This is a genomic window from Shewanella holmiensis, assembly GCF_025370255.1.
GTDB lineage: Bacteria > Pseudomonadota > Gammaproteobacteria > Enterobacterales > Shewanellaceae > Shewanella > Shewanella holmiensis.
This window is the reverse complement of sequence record NZ_JAMTCD010000033.1, coordinates 20,260-36,732: the sequence shown is the minus strand read 5'-3', so window position 1 is coordinate 36,732 and position 16,473 is coordinate 20,260. Positions and strand designations below refer to the sequence as shown.

Sequence of the window (16,473 nt, the reverse complement as noted above, 5' to 3'; positions counted from 1 at the left end):
CAAACCCAAATGAAAAGATCATTTAAAATAGTGTGTTATTAATGACGTCTGTCAGTTGAACGTTATTTGTTAATCATTAATTCAATTAGATTGATTCATTCTTTTTCTGCAAATTTAGCAGTGATCATGCAGATTAATTTGAGCATTTCCCTGTCAGTTACAAGTAAACAGTCCGCTGCTTCTAAAAGTGGCTAAGACAATGTCCAATGAACAAACCATTTGATAATAGATTTATTTGTTCAAGCTTTTTATTAAATGAAATTTAAAAATATTTTATCTTGGGTGTTTCGATGCAATTTTAGGATGTCCAGTGCGCCATAGCATAGTTAACATTGAAGATTGTTTAATGGATTTACATCCTGCTGGTTAAATTCTCGACTGGAATGAGGGTGTGAACAGTTTGCTAATGGTGGTGTTGACATTCTTCAGCAATTTTCAGTTTAAAAAAGTCAATAGTAAGTTTTTATACTGAAAAACTAACATTTGCTATTGCTTAACTAATTAAAATAGCTATCTGTATAAATACATCTGTTGTTCTTTTGTTAAATGGTTCACTTTTTTGCATTTATTTTACCTGCCTTTATTATGATATTGATTTTAAAGTTAAAATATTAACTACCCTTGCTGGATGTTCATAAAAGTTAACAGCTTTAAGTTGATAGTTTGATTAACTTTTGCGCTTACAGTGCATCAATTGTTGATTACTTGTTTCAAATGTGATTTTATTGCGCTGCAAATGTGATTTTGTAGCCACAGTTGTTACAGGTTCTCATTAACCAGCATGTCAATTAATGAACTGTTGGAATTATAAGAAAGACAAATATGTCCAGGGAGATAGACAATGCATAAGAATTTACTAGCTAAGTCAGTGCGCTTCGCACTTGTTAGCGGTGCAGCAGCAGCTGCATTTACAGCTCCAGCAGTTTTTGCTGCTGAAGAAGATGGCGCTAAAGTTGAACGTATTGAAGTAACAGGTTCACGTATTAAGCGTAGTGATTTAGAAGGTGCTTCACCAGTAACAACTATCACTACTGAAGATATGAAGATGGAAGGTAACTTTACTGTTGCTGATGCTCTTCGTAACAGTAACCTAAACTCATTTGGATCGTTCTCTGAACGTTCTGGTAGCTCTGCACAATCTCAAGCGACTATCGATTTACGTGGTGCTGGTTCAAGCCGTACCTTAGTACTTATCGATGGTAAACGTTTTCCTGGTTCACCAACACTTGGTGGTGCATCAGCAAACTTAAACGCTATTCCAATGGCTGCAGTTGAACGTATTGAAATTTTAACCGATGGTGCTTCTTCTACATATGGTTCTGACGCGATTGCTGGTGTTGTTAACATCATCATGAAAAAGAACTATCAAGGTATCGAATTTAATGTGGGTGGCGGTTCTCGTGACAGAGACGGCGGATTAACAAGCAAAGAATTCTCGGTTGTTGCTGGTTATCAGATGGATAAAGGTAACATTACTTTTGCTTTCGACCATCAAGACCGTAAAGGTATTTCTGATGCAGACCGCGACTACACTTCAGCAGGAGCACTTAACGCAAATTCACAAGCATACGTAGACGCACCAGGTTGGAGTATCTATGGTGCTACAGTTGCAGCACCTGATTTCTCTTCAGCTCAAGCTTCTCCATTATGTGACGATTTAATTAGCGAATATGGTAATGATGTATTTGCAAAAGTAAAAGCTGATACAGACTGGAGCCCTGGTTCTACTTATTGTATGTATGCTTTTGCTAACGTTTCATACAACAAAGCATCTATTGACCGTAACACTGTTTATGTTGATGCTAATTATGAAATTGCAGAAGATGTCGAATGGTTTGGCCGTGCAATGGTTACCCAAAATAATTCATGGGGACGTTATGCACCACCTGCGGCGCCTTGGCGTAAAATGGCAGCTGATAACCCACATAACCCATACGGTGCAGAAACTACAGGTTACTTCCGTTGGGTAGGTATCGGCACGCGTGATGGTGTTGTAGATGACTATAACCAAGATTACTTAACAGGTTTACGCGGTACAATCAGTGCGTTAAATGATGCTCAGTGGGAATTCTACTATCACCACAACATCGCTGATAACAAATCTATCGGTGAGTATTACTTAAGCGTTTCTGGTCTTGCTTATAACCAACAAAATGGTATTGACTTAGGTTCTGAAGCTGGCGTGAACAACATGAAAGCGACAACTTTAACTCAAGGTCGCGCTACTTTTGATCAGTACAGTGGTGGTATTGGATTTGATGCTTTTGAATTACCAGGCGGTATGGTAGCTCATTACTTCGGGATGGAATACTTCGATCAACAGTTCAGTGAAGTTTATGATGCTCAATCTGAAGCGGGATTAATTGGTGGTAGCGCAGGTAACTCTGCTGGTGGTGACCGTCAAGTATGGGCTGCATTCTATGAAGCAGTATTACCAATTATTGAAGATGTAGAATTAAACTTAGCAGCGCGTTACGATGATTACTCAGACTTTGGTGATAACGTAGCTCCTAAAGCTTCTATTCGCTGGCAAGCGCTTGATAATGTTGTTGTACGTGCATCTTACTCAGAAGCATTCCGTGCACCTTCATTAGACCAGTTATATGCAGCAACTACATTCAGTGCTGATACCGGTACAGATTATCCATTCTGTCAATCTAACGGTATTTCTGATGCAGATTGTGCTTCACGCCAGTTTGATACCTATATTCGTGCTAACAAGGACCTAGGTCCTGAAACATCAGAGTATATTAACTTTGGTATTGCTTGGGATATCGTTGATGACATCGGTTTAAAAGTTGATTACTTCAACTTGAACATTGACGATGTTATTAGCCGTCGTACAATCACCAACGTAATGCGTGGTATTGACGCTGGTACACTTCCAACATCTGAAACATTCTATGTTAACCGTGCGCCAAATGGCCCAGGTGGTACATTAGGTCGTGCAAACGAAGTTGGTACTGGTTATGGTAACGGTGACAAGCTAGAGATTACTGGTGTTGACGTAGCATTAAACGCTAAGTTTGAGACTGGCGCTGGTGATTTCGGTATCAACTGGAATAACAGCTTCGTTCTTGAATATATTCAAGAAGTTGAAGGTGGTTCTGAAGCAACTGATATCGCAGGTTGGAATGGTTCACCAGACTTTAAGTCTAATATTACCTTAAGCTACTCACTTGCTGATCACAGTGTGTCTTGGAACTCTAACTACACTTCATCTACTTATGAAGATGATGATACAGGTCACTTAGATTCTTGGTTAATTCATAACTTAAGCTATGTTTATGATGCTGGTAACTTTGGTTCTATCTTATTAGGTATCAACAACCTAACAGATGAAGACCCAGTATTAAGCTCAGCTGGTACATATGACAATGCTGACCTATATAACAACTATGGTCGCGAGTACCGTGCAAGTTATACTCTTAAGTTCTAATCTTAAAGAAATATAATTTGTCATAATTGAAAAGGCTCCTAGTGAGCCTTTTTTTATAACAAAAATAAAGTATTGAAGGTGGTGTATGAGTCAACATTGGTCTGACTATTGGAAGCAAGGGTATGTGACTTCTTTTGGTTCAGAGTTACAGCAGAATTATCAGGGAGAGTTAAAAGCCATATGGAAAACATTTGCAACTAAGCTACCTGCAAACTTTAAATTACTAGATTTGTGCACCGGAAACGCTTCATTGCCTTTGTTGATTCAAGACTGTTTAACTGAACATGATACCCATGGTCAAATTGTTGCTGTAGATCTGGCCAAGGTTAAACTTGATAAAACCAGGCATACAAATGGCAATATCGCCATTGAATTGATATCTGAAGTCAATTGCGAAGCTTTACCTTTTGAATCTGAAGCATTTGATTTTTGTATATCACAATTTGGAATAGAATATTCTTCTATATTACAAACATTGTCTGAAATAGCTCGGGTTTTAAAAGAAAAAGGACAATGTCTTGTCGTTCTTCACCACATAGACTCCAGAATTTTAAAAACAAACCGCAACATTTATCAACTTATCAATCAAGCTTATGTGGATAGTTTATTACGTAACATGAGCAAGCTTGTTGTGGCAATGGGCGAGGTTCGAACGCATGAGGATGTTATTAAAATAAAGCAAGATAAAGAGTGTGAAGCGCTAAGGCATCAAATCAATAAAGATATAAAATCCCTTGTGCAAACTGATGAATCAACGGCAAAAGAAAGTGAGTTGATGATGTACTTAGGCCAATTTTTCACTCAAGGCATGTTTTGGCCTGTTAGCCGAAAAGTTGAATTTATCCATTTTATTGAACAAGAAATATCATCATCAAAAGAAAGACTTTCTGAACTTTTAAAGGCTGCTGTTGATACACAAAAATTGGATAGTATTTTATGTGAAGCTAGGAAGCTCAATCTTGTTGTGCTTAAATCCGAAATGGTTGTAGAAGGTGAAGAACCTATTGCTTATAAATTGTGTCTTAAAAAAGATAATGCTGATAAAAATGCCTAGAAAAAGGCAGTGTTTACTAAAAAATACGCACTTAATGTATAGAAAATAAACTTTCAAATAAAAAAGACAGACTAACACATCTTTCCAGTTCTTTTAGATGTTCCCAAATGTTGACACAGGTCAACATTTTGTGAAATGATGCCAGCGGGTCTATACCTTAGCGGGTATAGAAAAGGGAAGAAAAACTAACAATCACAAGAGAAAGATAGACTTACAGTTGTTAACGCTTTATTAACATTGTTATCAGGCATTTACAATTGTACTTTCTACACTTTTTTAATTCACTTCAAATTGGTTGGGAACTATGTCCAAGGTAAGCAATAGAACAAAAATCGCTACTGCACTTGTTGGCGCACTGGCATTAGCTAGTAGCAACTTGGTAGTTGCAAATCCTCTTGCCGATGTGCAAAAGGCGGACAGCAAAATTCACGCAGAATCTGCAGCATCACAACAAAAAGTTGATAAATATTTTGACCAAGCTCAAGACATGTTGTTTGAGTATGGCAGTGTTGCTGATGAGCGCGAATCGCTGAAGTCTTATAATGACTACGTAGCTGGTTTGGTAGCTGATCAACAAAATTCAATGGATGCAATTCAAACTGATATCAACGGTGTTGACCGTTTACGTCAAGGTGTTGTGCCATTAATGTTCAAAATGGTTGAAGCCTTAGAACAGTTTGTTCAATTGGATTTACCATTCAACACTGAAGTTCGTAAAGAGCGTGTTGAAAATTTAAAAAATATTCTTAATACAGCTGAAGTTACATTAGCTGAAAAATACCGTCTAATCCTAGATGCATACAGCATTGAACGTGAATACGGTAACTTCGTTGCAGTTAACACTGGTAAGCTAAACCTTGATGGTAAAGAAGTATTAGTTGATTTCTTTAACTTAGGCCGTGTTGCTTTGTATGCGCAAAGTTTAGACCAAAAAACAGCTTGGATGTATGACGCTGATGCTAAAACTTGGAACAAGTTAGAAGACAGCTATTTACGCGACATCACCAAAGGTATTCGTATTGCTCGTAAGCAAGGCGCTCTAGACCTATTCGCATTACCAATTCCAGCTGCGGAGACTGCACAATAATGAAGAAGTTAATTACATCAGCGCTAGTAGCTGCAACTTTCTCTTTAACAGCCGGTATGGTTTCTGCTGCAGATGCACCAAAAACTATTGACCAACTGTTACAACAAGTGAAAGTTGACCGTGCTAACGAAGGCAAAACAAACGCTAAACGTGAAAGAGAATTCCAAGCTGAACGTGGCGATAAAGCATCTCTACTTAAACGTGAAAAAGACGCGTTAGCCGCTGAAAAGCAACGTGGTAAAGATCTTAACCAAGCGTTTTTAGATAACGAGCGTAAGCTTGCTCAGCTAGAAGAAGATTTAAAAACAGCTCAAGGTGACTTGGGTGAAATGTTCGGTGTTGTTAAAGGTGAAGCTGGCGATTTCGCTGGTAAACTGGCTGCATCAAACATCAGTGCACAGTTCCCTGGTCGTGATGCATTCATCTCTGATCTAGGTGCGCGTAAATCATTACCAAAAATTGAAGAACTAGAGCAATTCTGGGAAGCTCAATTATTCGAAATGGTTGAATCTGGTAAAGTTGTTAAGTTTGATGGTGCTGTAACGGCTATCGACGGTAACGTTGTTAATACTTCAATTCACCGTGTTGGTCCTTTCAACTTAACTGCTGAAGGTAAATATGTTGTTTTCAAACCTGAATTAGGTTTAATTCAACAATTATCACAGCAACCTGAAGGTTACCAAGTAAGTGCTGTAGGTTCGTGGGAAAACACCACTTCTGGTACAGCGCCTTTCTATATCGATCCTGCTCGCGGCGTGTTATTGAATATCTTCACTAACAAAGCAAGCTTAGAAGACCGTTTAGAAGCTGGTGGAACAATTGGTTATATCATTCTTGCTTTACTAGCATTAGGTATGTTGATTGCAGTTGAACGTTTAATCACTCTTACTATCATTGGTGGTAAAGTGAATAGTCAACGTAAAAACATCGATAACCCAGGTAACAACGCTTTAGGTCGTATCTTAAAAGTTTATCAATCAAACAAAGATGTTGATGTTGAAACTCTAGAGTTAAAACTTGATGAAGCTATTTTGAAAGAAACACCTGCTTTAGAAGCACGTATTTCTATCATTAAAGTTATTGCTGCTATCGCACCTATGATGGGTCTATTAGGTACAGTAACCGGTATGATTGCAACCTTCCAATCTATTCAATTATTCGGTACTGGTGACCCTAAATTGATGGCTGGTGGTATTTCTATGGCACTTATCACGACGGTTCAAGGTCTAATCGCTGCATTACCGTTAATGTTATTACACGCTGTAGTTGTTGCACGTAGCAAATCTATCGTTCAAGTTCTTGAAGAGCAAAGCGCCGGAATCATTGCAGAGCACGCTGAGAAGAGGGCTGACTAATGATGCTAATCCTGATGGACATATGGGATTCCGTCAGGGGCTTCATGGCCTCCGGAGGCGACGTCCTCTGGTTGGTAGCAGCTGTGCTTTTCCTAATGTGGGTTTTAATGCTTGAGCGTTATTGGTATCTAAATTGGATATCACCAAAGCAACATCAAGCTGTTATTGCTGCATGGGAAGCCAGAGATGAAACACATTCTTGGCATGCACACCGTATCCGTGAAGCTTGGGTGTCCCAAGCGAAGCAAGATTTGAATGCACGTATGCTGTTAATCAAGACCCTAGTAGCCATTTGTCCAATGATTGGTTTATTAGGTACCGTAACCGGTATGATTTCAGTATTCGATGTGATGGCAGTTCAGGGGACGAGTAATGCTCGTTTAATGGCGGCTGGTATCTCAATGGCCACAATGCCTACAATGGCAGGAATGGTAGCAGCTCTTTCAGGTGTTTTCTTTAGCACCCGTTTAGACTCAAAAATGAGAATCAGTTTAGAAAAGCTAAAAGACAGCATGCCTCACCACTAGAGAGAGATTGAACATGGCACGTAAGAAGCATTCCAGTATGGAAGAGGAAGCTCAAATTGATATGACCCCGATGCTAGACATCGTGTTTATCATGCTGATCTTCTTCATTGTAACAACATCGTTTGTTAAGCCATCAGGCTTAGACTACAACAAGCCTAAAGCGTCACAGGCTACGTCTAAACCTTCGGCAAACATCTTTATTGGCATCAGTAAAACTGGTGTGATTATGATGGAAAACCGTCAGGTTGATATCGAGCGTGTAACAGCTAACGTTGAGCGTATGTTAGCTGAAGCACCAGAGGCAGCAGTTCTTATTCAAGCAGACAAAGACACTCAGCATGGCTTAGTGGTTAAAGTGCTTGATAACGTTAAAGCTGCCGGTATCGACAAAATTTCTGTATCAGCGGGGAATGAGTAATATGCTAAGAGCACTCGTATCAATCATCATTGGTGCCGCAGTGACTTTTGGTCTGTTCGCCTTCATGGCATTCTTGGTCGGCGGCGGTGCACAACGCAACGATGAGTCGACTGAGACCCCTGTTATTGAAATTACGATGGATAAGCAGGATTCGAAGGCACAGAAGAAACCAAGGGTGACTCCTAAGCCACCACCACCACCAGAGCAACCACCGAAGCCGGATACAACTCCGCCAGATGCTTCAAATAATATTGATACGAATATGTCGTTCAATATGGGTGGTGTTGAAGCTGGGTCAGCATCTACAGGCTTTAAGCTTGGTAACATGATGACTCGTGATGGTGATGCTACACCTATTGTTCGTATCGAGCCTCAATATCCTATTGCAGCAGCTCGTGATGGTAAAGAAGGTTGGGTACAACTGTCATTTACCATTAACGAATTAGGCGGTGTTGATGACGTTTCTGTTATCAATGCTGAACCAAAGCGCTTATTTGATCGCGAAGCAATTCGTGCATTAAAGAAGTGGAAATACAAGCCTAAAATTGTTGATGGTAAGCCATTAAGACAAACAGGTATGACTGTTCAACTTGACTTTACATTAGAGAAGGGAGGTAGATAATGCGTAACGTTACAACTATAGCAACAGCACTACTACTTTCTGTCTGTGGAAGTACTATGTTGACCAGTACCGCAATTGCAGCTGAAAAGTGTGAAATTGATAAACGTCAATCTCGTGCTGTTGGTGAAAGTGCGGCTAAAAAGGTTCAAAAATCTTTTGAAGCTTATACTGAAGGTAATTTAGATCAGGCTATTTCTATATTATTAGAAGCGAATGCTAAAAACGATTTCGACAAAGCGTATGTCGATCGTATGTTAGGTAACTTCTATGCAGAAAAAGGCCAGATGTCTACCGCTATCAAGTATTTAAAGACAGCTGTTCAAGCTGACATTCTTGGTGGAACAGATCACGCTGCAACAATGCGTTTGTATGCCGATTTGTTACTTCAAGAGCGTAAGTTTAAAGAAGCTATTCCATACTATTATAAGTGGATGGAGTTTACCTGTAAGGCTGATTCTCAAATGTATCGCCGTATAGGTATCGCCTACACTGAGTTGAAAGAGTGGAATAAGGTACTTGAAGTTGCAGATAAAGGTTTAGCGTTAGCTGAAGCACCTGATAAAAACTTATATCAAATGAAGTTAACCGCTTTCTTTAACCAGAAAAAGTATAAAGAAGCTGTAAAAGTCCTTGAGACTATGGTGCCTTTATTCCAAGACGATAAGCGTCTCTGGGTACAGTTAGCGCAATTCTATTTGATGACTGAAGACTATGATCGTTCTTTAGCAACTTATGACTTAGCTTATAAAAATGGTTTCTTGGAGACTGATGGCAACATCACTCGTTTAGCACAACTTTTAGCGCAAAAAGGTTCGCCTTATAAAGCGGCTAAAGTTTATGAAAAACACATGAAATCAGGTTTAATTCCAGAAAACGAGAAGACACTTAATATTCTCGCTGGTTTTTACCATAATGCTAAAGAGTTGAAAGAAGCTGCAAGTTACTATGGTAAAGCAGCAGCCTTAAGTAACGATGGTGAGTTGTATTTGAAGCAAGGACGTATTTTGTCTCTTGATCAAAAATTCAAAGAAGCGATTCCTGTACTTGAAAAAGCGCTTGATTCTGGGATAGACAATCCAGGTGAAGCTCAATTCGAGTTAGCGCTTGTTCACTTAAGTCTAAAGCAATATAAGTCAGCTTATAATCGTGCAGTTCAAGCATCGAAAGATAAGAAGACAGCAAGAAGTGCAAATAGTTATATTTCTTATATCAAAGAAAAAGCACGTATTCATAACGTTGCTCTATAACTTGTTCTTCCGTTAAAAAAGCCCCGCAAGGGGCTTTTTTTATGTCAATTGATTCAACAGCAGGCTTTTGATGTAATGTTTATTCTCGTTTTAGAAAGCCCCCTTTCAAATATTAGACAACTCATTATTATGACTGGTTAATCACAAGAATCCGTCCCAATGGCAAACGGACATTACGGTTTCAAAGCTTTATAGATTCACACTGTTTTTCGTATTCCAACATTCAATCAAATACTACATTTTAGTGGATGTTTATCAGTGCTTGATGTTGATCGTGGTCCAGTTCAAGTTGGCTTGATAATGACTCTACCTGAACAAACAATCCTTCAATATTTTTATCATCACTTGGGATACAAATCCCACCTGCAAGTTTGTAGTCAATACTAAAATTATGGTCTTTACCGTATTTTTCCTTAAATTCATTTATTTGGGCTTCAATGCGAGCTAACACGACTTGAGTCCCTTGTTCATCAACATTAAATAATCCCAGCGCAAAGTGATTAGTATCTAACCTAGCAATTAAGTCAGTTGCGCGTAAAAGTGCCTCTTGTACCTGATTGGTAAATAATTCCAGTAAATGAGGTTGTTTTACTGTTTCATGAATGTGCGGGCAAAGATACAATAGCGCTAAGCTTTGTTTGTCTCGTAAATGTCGATGCCATTCACGATTAAACACTTCCATAAAATATATTTGATTGTAAACACCAGTTTCTGGATCTCGGAAGCTTGAATTGCGAAAAGAATAGATCATTGAGTAACTCCATTGAATATTCTTATTTAATTATAGATATGATTTTTGATTCATGTGTAAAAGGACTAATAAAAATGAAGAAAACCTTTCTTGCGGCCAGCATATCGTTATTATTTGCGATTCAAGGTTGTGGCGACAAAAGCTCTCAACAAGTCGCTAACACAACAAGTCCTGCAGAAGCTGTAACGGCAGAGGCAGAAAAAGCGAGTATTTCTGCGAAACAATCATATTTAACTATGGTTGAGAATTTTTTTCAGGAGCAACTTAAGCTAGAACCTATTTACGCGACTTTTGTTGGTGTAAATCAATATAACGACCAGTTTGGTGATTCATTATCTGAAGACTATCTCAAAGCTCGCCATGATCTTAATGCTAAGTATTTTTCCGAAGCTAAAAAGATTGATGTGGATGCGTTGCCGTCAGATTTAAAGCTGAGTTACAGCATGTTTATCTATGACCGAGATATGGCATTGATGAGTGAGACATACCCAGAACATTTTCTTCCAATGAACCAGTTTTATAATACGGTATTTACCATGGTGCAATTGGGGTCTGGTGAGAGTGCTCAGCCATTTAATACCGTTGAAGATTATCAAAACTGGCTGTCCCGTTTAAATGGGTTTGTCACTTGGCTGCAATTAGCCCAAGTTCGTATGGAAGAGGGCATCAATAGCAAGGTTGTCTTGCCAAAAGTACTTGTTGATAGAATGCTCCCTCAGCTCGCTGCTCAAGTTGTTAGCAACCCAGAAGACAGTTTATTCTATTCGCCTATCAAATTATTGCCGGATTCTTTTACTGATGAGCAGAAAAGTCTGTTAGATCAAGATTATAAAACTTTCCTGTCAGTTAAATTAATTCCGGCACTGACTGAGCTTCGTGATTATGTTCAAAACTCTTACTTACCAAATGCAAGATCGTCGGATGGTTGGTGGGGATTACCTAACGGTAAAGTGTGGTACCAGCACTTGGCAAATAGCCATACAACAACAAAAATGCCTGTTGATGAAATCCATCAAATCGGTTTATCTGAAGTTAAACGTATATTAGCTGAAATGGATAAAGTACGTGAGCAGGTTAAATTTGAGGGCGATTTGACAGCTTTCTTTGCATCTCTTTCTTCAGAGCCGCAATATTTTTTCACTGACAAACAAGATTTGATTGATGGTTATATGGTGTTGAAAGATTCAATCAATCAAGTACTACCTAATTACTTTAATGTTATGCCGAAAGCGGATTATGTTGTAAAACCGGTTGAAGCTTTCCGTGAGCAATCCGCAGCTGGCGCATCTTATGAATCACCAGCGGTTGATGGTTCTCGACCTGGTGTGTTCTATATCAATACTTTTAACTTAAAAGCACAACCTAAGTGGGGCATGACCACCTTATCTTTACACGAAGCTGCACCAGGCCATCACTTTCAAATAGCGATTAAGCAGGAGTTAACCGGCGTACCAGAGTTTCAACGTTTCCAAGGTTATACTGCATTTGAAGAAGGTTGGGCTTTATATGCTGAATACTTAGGCATTGAAATGGGACTTTTCTCAGATCCTTATCAATATTTTGGCAAACTATCAGATGAAATGTTACGAGCCATGCGTTTAGTGGTGGATACTGGTTTGCATGCAAAAGGCTGGAGCCGTGAACAAGCGATTCAATATATGAAAGACAACTCACCTATGGCTGAGTCGGATATTGTTGCCGAAGTGGAACGTTATATGGCTATTCCTGGGCAAGCCTTATCATATAAGGTTGGTCAATTAACCATTCTTAAGTTACGAGCAGAAGCCGAAGCTAAGTTAGGTGACAAGTTTGACATTAAGGGGTTCCATGACCAAATTTTGACTACGGGTTCATTGCCAATGGCAGTGATGGAAACAAAAGTAGCAGATTGGGTTGAGTCTGAATTAGCAAAACACTGATAGCATCGAGTGTGTCACTTATCTGATTTGTGTTAAGGTATGTGGCACTTTTTATCTTTATCTAAAAATAAGTAGGAGTAAGAATGGTACAAGCAACAGCAAGACATTTGTTAGTCAGCACTGAAGAGCAATGTAACGAATTAAAGCAACAAATCGAAAATGGCGCTGAATTTGCTGATATAGCGAAGTCTTATTCTTCATGCCCATCTGGTTCTCAAGGTGGCGATTTAGGTTCTTTTGGTCCAGGAATGATGGTTAAAGAGTTCGACGAAGTGGTTTTTAGTGCACCTCTTAATACTGTTCAAGGTCCTGTGAAAACTCAGTTTGGTTATCATTTATTAGAAGTGACTAGCCGAGGTTAGGTTTTAATGTATTAGGCTTGATTGAAGCCGGCATTAAAGGAATAAAGGCGGCTTATGCTGCCTTTATTGTTGGAGAGGAAGTTAATGGATATTGCACTTTATAGTGACAGATTGATAGTCAGAAACTTGCAACAGCAGGATTGGCCTAACTTCCTGATGATGCACCAAAATGTCGAAGTTAATCAGTATATTCGTGAATTGGCTGTTGAGACGGAAATTAAATTAACCTTTCAAAAAAGATTAGCTCCATGGTCTCTAGAAACAGGGCAATGGCTCACATTAGTTGTTGAAACTCTAGATAATCAATTTGTCGGGCTGACGGGGTTTTATTGTCAAGATCTGTATTCAAAAAGAGTCGAAGTCGGTTATTTAATTGCACCTAATATGCAAGGTAATGGATATGCCACCGAAAGCTTACAGGCGGTTATTGATTGGGGGCGATTGCAATTTGATATTCATAAATACGTCGCAGTGTGTGAGCGTGTTAATTTAGCTTCTCAAAAGGTGTTAACAAATTTAGGCTTTATATTAGAAGGAAAGTTGTTACAACACACCTACCTACATGGCAAATGGGTTGATGATTTTCAATTTGGCCTTATCCTCGATTAAAAATGCTTGGGCACACCAGGTTTCTATGGCTGAGCTAGTACAGCTGAGCGCACCATTATGGCTAATTTATCGTCCCAATAGGCATTACTAATTTGCAAACATATTCAAGATGCTGTTTTTTGGGATGTTAAGCGAGCATTAATACATTTATTCCCGCAGATAACTTGCTTTTGTCACTATTTGGCTGCAGATGCTATCTAATTGTAAATAGAAAAAGTTTTCACTGTAAATTCCAATCAATATTGCTTCTTTTCCTAAGAGCTTTATCACATAATACCAAATACAATTGAAAATAATTCTCGTTAACACTGGAACTTTGATCTAGGTAAAGTTTTCATTGTGCAAGCTTGTTTAGAATTGGCTGGTAATTAATGTTGTATAAGGTGACCTTGAATGAAACTTAGTGAGCTAAGTCCAGGTGATAAAGCGACCATTTGTCAAATTGGACATTTATCTCTTCCGCAAACGGTAAAGCGTAAATTGCTTTCTATGGGGATCACCCCAAATACTCATTTTAGTCTAGTGCGTCGAGCGCCAATGGGCTCAGGTGTTGAGTTAAATCTTCGAGGTAGTCATATTTGTATGCGCAAAGACTTAGCGGATGTAATTGAGGTGGTAGTACAGCATGACTAAACAATTTCATTGTGTCACCGTAGGTAATCCAAATGCGGGTAAATCAACACTTTTTAATGCCTTAACGGGTTCTAATCAGCAAGTCGGTAACTGGTCTGGCGTAACGGTAGAAAAGAAAACTGGCCAATTCTCACTTGCTGATACTGAGGTATTTTTAACGGACTTACCCGGTATTTATGACTTGTTACCAGCGGGCAACAGTTGCGACTGCTCGTTAGATGAACAAATCGCCCAGCAATATCTCGCTGAGCAAAAAGTGGATGCCATAATCAACCTTGTCGATGCGACCAATATTGAGCGTCACTTGTACCTAACAGTGCAATTACGTGAACTTGGTATTCCGATGGTTGTGGTGCTGAACAAAATTGATGCGGCTAAAAAACTTCAAATAGATATTGATATTGAAGCCATGATTAACGCATTAGGTTGTCCGGTAATTTGTGTTTGTTCGCGTGATTCAGGCGATGTTGAATCGGTGAAAGCGAGTGTTTTAGCTATTGTGAATGGCGATGTTGAAGAAAAAGCACTGCAACTTAAATATCACCCAGAGATTGAACAAAGTGTTATCACCTTGCAACAACAGTCTGAGTTACATCAATTGCCATCCCTAAGTCGGGGGCGTGCACTGGCCATGTTAGGTAATGGTAATGGGTGCGGTAGTTGTGACAGTAGTCAGCTAAAAGATGTTGTTAGCGCTTGCACATTAAAAGCTGAAGCCAGTGGTGAAGATATTGAAGTGATGGTTGCCGCTACGCGCTATGACTTTGTCGAACATATTTTTAAAGCTTCGGTTAATGTGGGTCAACATCTCAGCATGACCGATCGACTCGACAAATTTGTACTTCATCCTTTTCTCGGCATCCCAGTGTTTTTATTTGTGATGTATCTGATGTTTATGTTCAGTATCAACGTCGGCAGCTCATTTATTGACTTCTTTGATATCACTGCTGGTGCGATTTTTGTTGATCATTTTGGTGCCATGCTTAGTTCGATAGGCTCGCCTGAGTGGTTAGTGACGATTCTTGCTGGCGGTGTAGGGCAAGGCATTCAAACTGTTGCAACCTTTATTCCGGTTATTGCGGCATTATTCTTGGCGCTATCTGTGCTTGAGGCTTCAGGTTATATGGCCAGAGCCGCCTTTGTTGTCGATGGCTTAATGCGCCGCATCGGTCTTCCAGGTAAAGCATTTGTGCCAATGATTGTTGGCTTTGGTTGTTCTGTACCTGCGATCATGGCAACCCGAACATTAGGCAGTGAGCGTGAGCGTATTGTCACTGGAATGATGGCACCGTTTATGTCTTGCGGTGCTCGTTTACCTGTCTATGCATTATTTGCCGCGGCCTTCTTTCCAGAGTCTGGCCAAAACTTAGTTTTCCTGTTGTATATTATTGGTATTTTAGCGGCGATTGGCACGGGCTTGCTTCTGCGTCATACCGTACTACCTGGCACTAGCAGTGCAGTGGTAATGGAGCTGCCTAGCTATGAAATGCCGAGAGCTAAAGCGGTATTTTCTCGTACAATCAAACGCACCAAAAGTTTTATAATGGGTGCGGGTAAAACCATTGTTATTGTTGTTACGTTACTCAACTTTATCAATGCGATTGGCGTTGATGGCAGCTTTGGTCATGAAGATAGCCAAGAGTCACTACTCAGTGTTGCCAGTCAGCAAGTGACACCTTTGTTTGCTCCTATGGGAATAGAACAAGATAATTGGCCTGCAACAGTTGGCATTATTACCGGTATTTTTGCTAAAGAAGCAGTTGTAGGCACATTAAACAGTCTGTATAGCTCAGCAGATTCTGGAGATGAAGCATTAGCGCCGTTGAGTGATACCTTTAATGAAGCATTAAGAACCATTCCGGAAAACTTATTGGGGATAGCGCCAGAGGACCCGCTTTCAATTGATGTAGGAAGTGTGGCGGATATTGATACTGCAGCAGAAGAGTTAGCGGTAGATAAATCAACGTTTAGTGCATTACAGTCAGGTTTTAGCGGTCAAGTTGCCGCGTTTTCATACTTGCTGTTCATTTTGCTTTATACCCCATGTGTTGCTGCTATGGGGGCTTTGGTCAATGAGTTTGGCATGAAATGGGCACGTTTTGCTGCTTTGTGGACCTTTGCTTTAGCATATGGCACTGCAACAGTCGTTTACCAAGGGGCAACATTTGCTAAGCATCCTATGCAATCAACCGCCTGGATTGGTTTCTTCATGCTGGCGTTAGTGATTTTCTTCATCTGGTTAAAGAAGAAAGGCCAGAAAGCTCAGCAAATTATCCCTGGTATTAAAATTATTACCGGCTAGCTAATTAATAGATAAATTTTGACCAATAAACCCAGCTTTTGCTGGGTTTATTGTTTTTTTCGCTATTTTTTTTGTGCAATAGTTGTAACTGTTGGAGATCTGTAGGATCATCTATTTTTTGACAATATTGCCATCGTGTGCCAAGAGG

The 16,473-nt window shown here is 39.5% G+C and carries 14 protein-coding genes; 13 read left to right on the top strand and 1 reads right to left on the bottom strand.

The genetic code is table 11. The features are described from left to right. Positions 1-841: 841 nt before the first annotated feature. The 8 genes from NE535_RS17390 (at position 842) to NE535_RS17355 (ending at position 9,749) form a co-directional block, all read left to right on the top strand. Complete coding sequence (locus tag NE535_RS17390) at positions 842-3,439, top strand: TonB-dependent receptor (protein ID WP_261299853.1); 2,598 nt, start codon at positions 842-844, stop codon at positions 3,437-3,439. An 85-nt stretch (positions 3,440-3,524) separates the two neighbouring features. Next, complete coding sequence (locus tag NE535_RS17385) at positions 3,525-4,493, top strand: class I SAM-dependent methyltransferase (protein WP_261299852.1); 969 nt, start codon at positions 3,525-3,527, stop codon at positions 4,491-4,493. A gap of 304 nt (positions 4,494-4,797) precedes the next feature. Then, entirely contained in the window at positions 4,798-5,580 is a 783-nt protein-coding gene (locus tag NE535_RS17380) for a DUF3450 domain-containing protein (RefSeq protein WP_261299851.1), read from the top strand. Continuing rightward, entirely contained in the window at positions 5,580-6,935 is a 1,356-nt protein-coding gene (locus tag NE535_RS17375) for a MotA/TolQ/ExbB proton channel family protein (RefSeq protein WP_261299850.1), read from the top strand. The genes NE535_RS17380 and NE535_RS17375 overlap by 1 nt, the downstream gene beginning before the upstream one ends. Continuing rightward, positions 6,935-7,462, top strand: coding sequence for a MotA/TolQ/ExbB proton channel family protein (locus NE535_RS17370; protein ID WP_188842765.1), 528 nt, complete (start codon positions 6,935-6,937; stop codon positions 7,460-7,462). Before NE535_RS17375 ends, NE535_RS17370 begins: the two co-directional genes overlap by 1 nt. Before the next feature lie 13 nt (positions 7,463-7,475). Next, a complete protein-coding gene (locus NE535_RS17365) occupies positions 7,476-7,880 on the top strand; it encodes an ExbD/TolR family protein (protein ID WP_160053370.1) in 405 nt (134 codons plus the stop codon). Between the two features lies 1 nt (position 7,881). After that, positions 7,882-8,502: an energy transducer TonB gene (locus NE535_RS17360; protein ID WP_261299849.1), complete on the top strand. Its 621-nt coding sequence runs from the start codon at positions 7,882-7,884 to the stop codon at positions 8,500-8,502. Beyond that, positions 8,502-9,749, top strand: a complete 1,248-nt coding sequence (locus tag NE535_RS17355) for a tetratricopeptide repeat protein (protein ID WP_261299848.1) — start codon at positions 8,502-8,504, stop codon at positions 9,747-9,749. Before NE535_RS17360 ends, NE535_RS17355 begins: the two co-directional genes overlap by 1 nt. Positions 9,750-9,990: 241 nt before the next feature. Here the strand turns inward: NE535_RS17355 and NE535_RS17350 are convergent, their stop codons facing one another. Continuing rightward, on the bottom strand, positions 9,991-10,500 hold the full coding sequence (locus NE535_RS17350) for a diguanylate cyclase domain-containing protein (RefSeq protein WP_261299847.1): 510 nt from the start codon (positions 10,498-10,500) through the stop codon (positions 9,991-9,993). Positions 10,501-10,574: 74 nt separating this feature from the next. On the opposite strand from NE535_RS17350, the gene NE535_RS17345 reads away from it, so the two are divergent. The 5 genes from NE535_RS17345 (at position 10,575) to feoB (ending at position 16,325) form a co-directional block, all read left to right on the top strand. Next, positions 10,575-12,419, top strand: coding sequence for a DUF885 domain-containing protein (locus NE535_RS17345; protein ID WP_261299846.1), 1,845 nt, complete (start codon positions 10,575-10,577; stop codon positions 12,417-12,419). 83 nt (positions 12,420-12,502) lie between these two features. Next, positions 12,503-12,781: a peptidylprolyl isomerase gene (locus NE535_RS17340; protein WP_188842783.1), complete on the top strand. Its 279-nt coding sequence runs from the start codon at positions 12,503-12,505 to the stop codon at positions 12,779-12,781. Between the two features lie 84 nt (positions 12,782-12,865). Continuing rightward, positions 12,866-13,390 carry a GNAT family N-acetyltransferase gene (locus tag NE535_RS17335; RefSeq protein ID WP_261299845.1) on the top strand — a complete coding sequence of 175 codons (525 nt, stop codon included), beginning with the start codon at positions 12,866-12,868 and terminating at the stop codon, positions 13,388-13,390. 393 nt (positions 13,391-13,783) lie between these two features. After that, positions 13,784-14,023: a FeoA family protein gene (locus NE535_RS17330; protein ID WP_188842787.1), complete on the top strand. Its 240-nt coding sequence runs from the start codon at positions 13,784-13,786 to the stop codon at positions 14,021-14,023. After that, complete coding sequence (feoB, locus tag NE535_RS17325; protein ID WP_261299844.1) at positions 14,016-16,325, top strand: Fe(2+) transporter permease subunit FeoB; 2,310 nt, start codon at positions 14,016-14,018, stop codon at positions 16,323-16,325. The genes NE535_RS17330 and feoB overlap by 8 nt, the downstream gene beginning before the upstream one ends. Positions 16,326-16,473 lie beyond the last annotated feature (148 nt).

Excerpts from the sequence above, each read along its gene's own strand:
- NE535_RS17390 (WP_261299853.1), top strand. The coding sequence starts at position 842 with ATGCATAAGAATTTACTAGCTAAGTCAGTGCGCTTCGCACTTGTTAGC.
- NE535_RS17385 (WP_261299852.1), top strand. The coding sequence starts at position 3,525 with ATGAGTCAACATTGGTCTGACTATTGGAAGCAAGGGTATGTGACTTCT.
- NE535_RS17380 (WP_261299851.1), top strand. The coding sequence starts at position 4,798 with ATGTCCAAGGTAAGCAATAGAACAAAAATCGCTACTGCACTTGTTGGC.
- NE535_RS17375 (WP_261299850.1), top strand. The coding sequence starts at position 5,580 with ATGAAGAAGTTAATTACATCAGCGCTAGTAGCTGCAACTTTCTCTTTA.
- NE535_RS17370 (WP_188842765.1), top strand. The coding sequence starts at position 6,935 with ATGATGCTAATCCTGATGGACATATGGGATTCCGTCAGGGGCTTCATG.
- NE535_RS17365 (WP_160053370.1), top strand. The coding sequence starts at position 7,476 with ATGGCACGTAAGAAGCATTCCAGTATGGAAGAGGAAGCTCAAATTGAT.
- NE535_RS17360 (WP_261299849.1), top strand. The coding sequence starts at position 7,882 with ATGCTAAGAGCACTCGTATCAATCATCATTGGTGCCGCAGTGACTTTT.
- NE535_RS17355 (WP_261299848.1), top strand. The coding sequence starts at position 8,502 with ATGCGTAACGTTACAACTATAGCAACAGCACTACTACTTTCTGTCTGT.
- NE535_RS17350 (WP_261299847.1), bottom strand. The coding sequence starts at position 10,500 with ATGATCTATTCTTTTCGCAATTCAAGCTTCCGAGATCCAGAAACTGGT.
- NE535_RS17345 (WP_261299846.1), top strand. The coding sequence starts at position 10,575 with ATGAAGAAAACCTTTCTTGCGGCCAGCATATCGTTATTATTTGCGATT.
- NE535_RS17340 (WP_188842783.1), top strand. The coding sequence starts at position 12,503 with ATGGTACAAGCAACAGCAAGACATTTGTTAGTCAGCACTGAAGAGCAA.
- NE535_RS17335 (WP_261299845.1), top strand. The coding sequence starts at position 12,866 with ATGGATATTGCACTTTATAGTGACAGATTGATAGTCAGAAACTTGCAA.
- NE535_RS17330 (WP_188842787.1), top strand. The coding sequence starts at position 13,784 with ATGAAACTTAGTGAGCTAAGTCCAGGTGATAAAGCGACCATTTGTCAA.
- feoB (WP_261299844.1), top strand. The coding sequence starts at position 14,016 with ATGACTAAACAATTTCATTGTGTCACCGTAGGTAATCCAAATGCGGGT.